The organism is Enorma sp. (assembly GCF_982429025.1).
This window is the reverse complement of sequence record NZ_CEWCAA010000078.1, coordinates 1-6,554: the sequence shown is the minus strand read 5'-3', so window position 1 is coordinate 6,554 and position 6,554 is coordinate 1. Positions and strand designations below refer to the sequence as shown.

General features: G+C 60.4%; 7 protein-coding genes and 1 pseudogene. All 8 read left to right on the top strand.

The genetic code is table 11. The features are described from left to right. Nucleotides 1–395 precede the first annotated feature (395 nt). Nucleotides 396–1,388: a PTS sugar transporter subunit IIB gene (locus AC1VS5_RS09385; RefSeq protein WP_019128401.1), complete on the top strand. Its 993-nt coding sequence runs from the start codon at nt 396–398 to the stop codon at nt 1,386–1,388. A 13-nt stretch (nt 1,389–1,401) separates the two neighbouring features. Further along, nucleotides 1,402–2,217, top strand: a complete 816-nt coding sequence (locus AC1VS5_RS09380; RefSeq protein WP_087185546.1) for a PTS mannose/fructose/sorbose transporter subunit IIC — start codon at nt 1,402–1,404, stop codon at nt 2,215–2,217. An 18-nt stretch (nt 2,218–2,235) separates the two neighbouring features. Next, nucleotides 2,236–3,180, top strand: coding sequence for a PTS system mannose/fructose/sorbose family transporter subunit IID (locus tag AC1VS5_RS09375; protein WP_368284954.1), 945 nt, complete (start codon nt 2,236–2,238; stop codon nt 3,178–3,180). A gap of 118 nt (nt 3,181–3,298) precedes the next feature. Next, nucleotides 3,299–3,673: a DUF956 family protein gene (locus tag AC1VS5_RS09370; protein ID WP_087185547.1), complete on the top strand. Its 375-nt coding sequence runs from the start codon at nt 3,299–3,301 to the stop codon at nt 3,671–3,673. A 116-nt stretch (nt 3,674–3,789) separates the two neighbouring features. Continuing rightward, the gene (gene mltG, locus AC1VS5_RS09365) at nt 3,790–5,073 is read left to right on the top strand and encodes an endolytic transglycosylase MltG (RefSeq protein WP_481218454.1); all 1,284 of its coding nucleotides are present in this window, start codon (nt 3,790–3,792) and stop codon (nt 5,071–5,073) included. Then, complete coding sequence (locus tag AC1VS5_RS09360) at nt 5,070–5,567, top strand: YqeG family HAD IIIA-type phosphatase (protein WP_019128396.1); 498 nt, start codon at nt 5,070–5,072, stop codon at nt 5,565–5,567. The genes mltG and AC1VS5_RS09360 overlap by 4 nt, the downstream gene beginning before the upstream one ends. A 6-nt stretch (nt 5,568–5,573) precedes the next feature. After that, a complete protein-coding gene (locus tag AC1VS5_RS09355; protein WP_481218453.1) occupies nt 5,574–6,128 on the top strand; it encodes a shikimate kinase in 555 nt (184 codons plus the stop codon). Continuing rightward, nucleotides 6,125–6,554, top strand: a pseudogene (locus AC1VS5_RS09350) (hypothetical protein); the annotation flags it as partial. The gene AC1VS5_RS09355 and the pseudogene AC1VS5_RS09350, both read left to right, overlap by 4 nt.

Here is a 6,554-nt window from a genome sequence, read left to right as displayed (position 1 = left end):
AGCGGCTCGGGCTGGCCGCCTAGGCCCGTCCAAAGAAATGTCCGAGCCCCCTGAGTGTCCAAAAGTCGCCCGAGAAGCCCGCGGTTGTCCGAATGTCGCCCGAAGACAGTGGCAGCGTTCAAATGTCGTCTGAGAGGCCCGGGCCGTCCGGAATGCGCCCAAGAGCGCCTTGCGGCACGGGCGTGACATCCATGCGTTGCCCGTGCGTTCCGCTCGCATTCTCAGCAAATTAAAGCGTGCTTCTACCTCGAGGTATTCGCAATGCGTATACCTTAATGCAAGATTTCATCACGGTTCCTCTACCATCCCATCACATTTTGTCTATAATTGCCACTGTGTGCGCAAGAAGGTCAGTGCACACACGTAGGTAACCTCTCAATAGTAAGGAGGTAGGTATGGTAGGAATTGTCCTCGCAAGTCATGGCGACCTCGCGCAGGGCATCAAGCAGACGGCGTCCATGGTCTTCGGCGACCAGCCGGACGTGGTTTCCGTCAGCTTGCAACCTAGCATGGGTCCGGATGACCTTAGGGCGGAGATCGAGAAGGAGGTGGCAACGCTTTCCGATCAGGAGCAGGTGCTCTTCCTCGTCGACCTGTGGGGCGGCACGCCGTTCAACCAGATCAACGGTTTGCTCGACGGGCATCCCACGTGGGCTGCCGTCACGGGTATGAACCTCCCCATGGTCATCACCGCGTACACGCTGCGCATGAACCCCGAGGCCACGGCACACGAGATTGCGACCGGGCTTATCCAGGAGTCCCGTGATGGCGTGCGCGTGAAGCCCGAGAGCCTCGAGCCCGAGGCCCCGAAGGCCGTTGAGGCTGCTCCGGCCCACCCGACGGGCTCCATCCCCGAGGGAACGGTTCTGGGCGATGGCCACATCAAGTTCGTGCTCTGCCGCGTGGACACCCGCCTGCTTCACGGCCAGGTGGCAACCACTTGGACCAAGCAGACCGGTCCCGACCGCATCATCGTGGTTTCCGACGCCGTCTCTCATGACGAGCTGCGCAAGACCATGATCCAGCAGGCGGCCCCTCCGGGAGTCAAGGCTCACGTCGTCCCCATCCAGAAGATGATCGACGTCGCCAAGGACCCCCGTTTCGGTGCGACCAAGGCGATGCTCCTCTTCGAGACGCCGCAGGATCTGCTCAAGTGCATCGAGGGTGGCGTGGACATCAAGAAGGTGAACCTCGGTTCCATGGCTCACTCTGTGGGCAAGGTCGTCGTCACCAACGCGATCGCTATGGATCAGGCCGATGTGGAGTGCCTCGAGACCCTCGCGGCCAAGGGCGTCGAGTTCGACGTGCGCAAGGTTCCCGCGGACTCCCCGGAGAACTTCGACTCCATGATGAAGAAGGCCAAGTCCGAGCTGGCCGCGCAAGCGTAAGAAGGAGGGAAACATGTCGGCATTCACAATCATCCTGATTGTCATCGTTGCCTTCCTTGCCGGCATGGAAGGCGTTCTGGACCAGTGGCAGTTCCACCAGCCGCTGGTCGCATGCACGCTCATCGGCTTGGTGAGCGGTCAGCTTGAGGCTGGCATCATCCTGGGCGGTACGCTCCAGATGATGGCCCTTGGCTGGGCTAACGTTGGTGCTGCCGTCGCCCCCGACGCCGCACTCGCGTCGGTCGCATCGGCAATTCTCATGGTCATCGCCGTTGGTAACGGCGCCGACCAGAGCACCGCTATCTCCACGGCCATCGCCGTGGCCGTGCCGCTGTCCGTGGCTGGCCTCTTCCTTACCATGATTGTGCGTACGCTCGCCATTCCGGTGGTCCACATCATGGACGGCGCTGCTGCCAAGGGTAACTTCGCCGCCATCGACTTCTGGTCGATCGTCGCGATCTGCATGCAGGGCATCCGTATCGCCATTCCGGCAGCTGCCCTCTGCTTCATCCCGTCCGACGCTGTCATGGGCGCCCTGAACATGATGCCCGCCTGGCTCTCCGATGGCATGTCCATCGGCGGCGGCATGGTTGCTGCCGTTGGTTACGCCATGGTCATCAACATGATGGCGACCAAGGAAGTCTGGCCGTTCTTCGCGCTCGGCTTCTGCCTTGCTGCCATCTCCGAGCTCACCCTTATCGCCCTCGGTGTCATCGGCATCTCCCTTGCCCTCATTTATCTGGGCCTCAAGGAGCTTGCCAAGCAGGGCGGCGGCATGGGTGGCGGCTCGGGCGACCCGCTCGGCGACATCCTGGACGACTACGAGTAGGAAGGGAGGAGAGAGACTATGGCAGAGAACAAGATCACCCTTTCCAAGAGCGATCGTCTCAAGGTTTGGTTCCGTCATCAGTACCTGCAGGGCTCCTGGAACTACGAGCGTATGCAGAACGGCGGCTGGTGCTTCTCGATGGTTCCGGCCATCAAGAAGCTCTACCCCAACAAGGATGACCAGATTGCGGCGCTCAAGCGTCACATGGAGTTCTACAACACCCATCCGTACGTTTCTTCGCCCGTTATCGGCGTAACCCTCGCTCTTGAGGAGGACCGTGCCAACGGCACCCCCGTCGAGGACGCCGCCATCCAGGGCGTGAAGGTCGGTATGATGGGCCCGCTCGCCGGTGTTGGCGATCCCGTCTTCTGGTTCACCCTTCGCCCGATTCTCGGTGCCCTGGGCGCCTCGCTCGCTATGAGCGGCAACATCATGGGCCCGCTCCTCTTCTTCGTTGCCTGGAACGTGATTCGTCTTGCGTTCGAGTGGTACACGCAGGAGTTCGGCTACCAGCTGGGCACCTCCATCACGAAGGACCTTTCCGGCGGCCTCATGGGCAAGATCACCGAGGGCGCCTCGATTCTCGGTATGTTCGTGATCGGCTCGCTCGTTGAGCGCTGGGTCTCCATCTCGTTTGCTCCGACCGTTTCCACGGTCACGCAGTCTGAGGGTGCCTACATTGACTGGAATGCCATTGCTGATACCGCGAGCAATGGTGGCCAGGGTGTGGCAGACGCTATTCATAGCGCACTTTCCCAGTACTCGTCGCTCGGCGCCACGGGCCTCGAGGTCGATAAGGTCACGACCCTTCAGGCGAATCTCGATTCGCTCATCCCCGGCCTCGCCGCCGTGGGCGTGACGCTTCTGTGCTGCTGGCTGCTTAAGAAGAAGGTTTCCCCGATCGCCATCATCATCGGCATGTTCATTGTCGGTATCGTTGGTCATTATATCGGCCTGCTCTAAAGCAGTTTTGCGCCGGTAATGGCGCTTTGTGTGCGGGGTCGCGGACTGTGCTCGGTTTTCGAGCCGGTAGCGCGGCCCCGCGCTCTGTACGGGCATTACTTACGAGGAAGGTGACGCTATGGCGCAGTCTCTGAACACGAAACTGGACCTCACGACGCGGGGCACCATGTTCATGGGGCTGTCTAAATACGGCGACGTCATGATTGGGGATCGCGCCTTCGAGTTCTACAACGAGCGAAACCCAGAGGATTACATTCAGATTCCCTGGACCGAGGTCGACCATATCGCGGCGTCGGTTATGTTCGGCGGCCGGCTCATTCCGCGATTCGCTATCTTCACCAAGCAAAACGGTACCTTTTCGTTCTCCACGAGGAGAAATAAGCAGACCCTTCGCGCGATCCGCGAATACATCCCTGCCGACCGCCTGCTTCGTTCTCCCACGTTCTTCGGCGTCATAAAGCGCGGCATTCTGCATCTGATTCATCGCGGTTAAACAATAGGTGCCAAACCTTCAAGGTTCGATGAAAACTTTAAGGTTTGGGCGCTCCTGCGGTACACTATCGGGGATCGACAGTTTTACCCCTCGATATGATTCCGGAGGACGATGCCGTGGCAGAACTTAGGGATGATGGGGCGCATCGCTCCGCTCGCCGGGCACATGCCCGCAATGCTTCCGCTGCAGGGCAGGGTCGTCCGCAGGGTACGAGGTTCAGGACCGCTCCTCAGGCAGCTCCTTCGCGTACCGTAGGCGCACCTGCGAGGCGCATGCCCGCCCCGGCGCATGGGCGCCCGCAGGGCCGTCATGGCGTCCAACCGGCTTACCACCGCCGCTCGATCACCCAAGCTCGCCGTAAGCCCATCGTTCCCATCATCATCGTCTGCGCCGTGGCCGTAGCGCTTATTGCGGCGATCGTCCTGTTCGTCGTTCCGGCTGTTGGCCGGCTCATTTCCGGTTCGAACAAACCGGCGGTCGAGGCTGGCATCGAGGTCCAGATCAACATTCCCCAGGGCGCTTCTGGCGACCAGATCGCCTCCATTCTTTCGCAGAACCATATCATCGAGGATCCCAAGGAGTATTACGCCACGGTCAGCAGCATGCAGGCCGATGCTCTGCTAAAGCCCGGTGACTACCTCTTTACCACGCTGCAAGACCCAGAAGAAGTGGTGCAGCAGCTTATCGATGGCCCGAACGTCGAGGGCGTGACGTTGACGATTCCCGAGGGCCTTACGGTCCAACAGACCGCCGAGCGCGTGCAGGAGACGTATGGCATCTCTGCCGACGACTTCCTCGCTCAGGCGAAGGCCTCGAACTATGTTTCGGATTATCCCTTCCTCGAAGGCGCTTACAACGATTCGCTCGAGGGCTATCTCTATCCCAAGACCTATTCGTTCCAGGATGATCCCACGGCAGACGAGGTTATTCGCGCGATGCTCGATCAATTCGAGACGGAGACCGCAGGCCTCAACCTGACCGATGGTGCCAATGGGCTCACGGCGCAGCAGATCGTGACTATGGCTTCGCTCATCGAGCGCGAGAGCTCGGTGGAAAGCGAGCGCTCGACCATTGCGAGCGTCATTTATAACCGCCTCGACGAGGGCATGCCGCTCCAGATCGATGCCGCGATTGTCTATGCGCGCGGCGGCGGGTCCGGCACGGTAACCTATGATGACCTCGAGATTGATTCGCCGTACAACGTCTACCAGAACACCGGCCTCACGCCTGGGCCCATTTGCTCTCCGAGCGTTTCGTCCATTCAGGCCGCTCTCAACCCCGATGACACCAATTACCTGTATTATGTGCTTTCGAGTGCGGGCGATGGTTCGCACAAGTTCAGTGAAACCTACGACGAGTTCCAAGCGAACGTGCAGGAGTATCGGGATTCCCAATCATGAGCCTCTTTTCACCCACGCGTTATGTAGCATCTGTCGACCGTATCGACCTTGAAGAGCTTTTCGCTCAGGGCAAGCGCGCTATCTTGCTCGACCGTGATAACACGCTCGTGCCGCGCGATCGCGCGACCGCACCAGACGAGGTAGCCGCGTGGCTCGATCGAGCGAAGGCCTTGGGCTTTAGGCTCTGCATGGTTTCGAATAACTGGCATCGAGACCAAGTCATGCGCTCGGCGGGCGAGCTCGGTCTCGAGGCTATAAGCCATGCCATGAAGCCCGCTCCCTTCGCGCTCAATGCCGGGCTCAAACGAACCGGCGTCTCGAAGGATGAGGCCGTCATGGTGGGAGACCAGCTCTATACGGATGTGTGGGCAGGCAACCTTGCCGGCATCGATACGATTCTCGTGAAGCCGCAGGCAACAGCCGACCTCTGGTATACGCAGATCTTCCGCATCTTCGAGCGGCGCGCGCTTCGCAACCTTACGTGCGAGGAGTAACGGCGCATGGGAGGATCCGAAGGCGGTCGCGTCCTTGCTTCGAAGCACGGGTGCGACCATATCTTCTTCATTGGTTTTCTGGGTGCGGGCAAGTCAACGCTCGCAAGGAACCTCGGTCGCATGTTCAAGCGCCGCTATCTCGATACCGATCGTCTCGTTGAGCGCAGGGCGGGGCATTCGATCTCGTACCTATTCCGCAACGAGGGCGAAGCTTCGTTTCGAGAGCTTGAAACCAAGGTGCTTGAGTCGCTTGCGAGCGAGCGCAGCCTCTTGGTCTCGTGCGGGGGCGGTATCGTGGAAACACCGCGCAACATCGAGCTTATGCACGAGATGGGCGTGTGCGTATACCTAGACGGTGAATTCGATGATTCGCTTCGGCAGATTCGCTCGCTTGCGAGTCGTCCCGATTTCCGTTCGCGCGAGCACGCGCAGCGCCTCTACCGGCACCGTCGCCCGCTATACCGTTCGGCGGCGGATTTGACGGTGGATATTCGCGGCCGCTCATTCGAAGACGTGTCCTATATCTGTGCCGATATGCTTTTGGAGCGTGGTTTGCTGTGACGATCAAGCGTCAACTGCTCAACATCAGTCAGAAGAGCATCGATGTCCGTTCGGGATCCGGTGCGCTCGAGGAGCTTCCTCGCATCGTGTCGGGAGCGGTCGGCATGCCTAAGCGCGCCCTGCTCGTTTCAACCGACGATGCATATGCGGCTTACGGCGATGCGGTGCGCAGGGCGCTTATCGACGCCGGTTTCTCGACGGAGGAATGCGTGTTCCCGCGCGAGACGGATCCTGCCACGCTCTCGAGCGCTACCGAGGTGCTCGCTGGATGTGCTCGTGCCGCTCTTACCGCCGACGACCTCATGCTCGCTCTCGGCGATGCGAAGCTTTGCTCTTCGGCGCTTCTCGCCGCGCAGCTTTGGTGCGGGGGCGTTCCATGCACCCTGATCCCCACCACCCTCGACGCGATGGTCACGCTGCCCACCG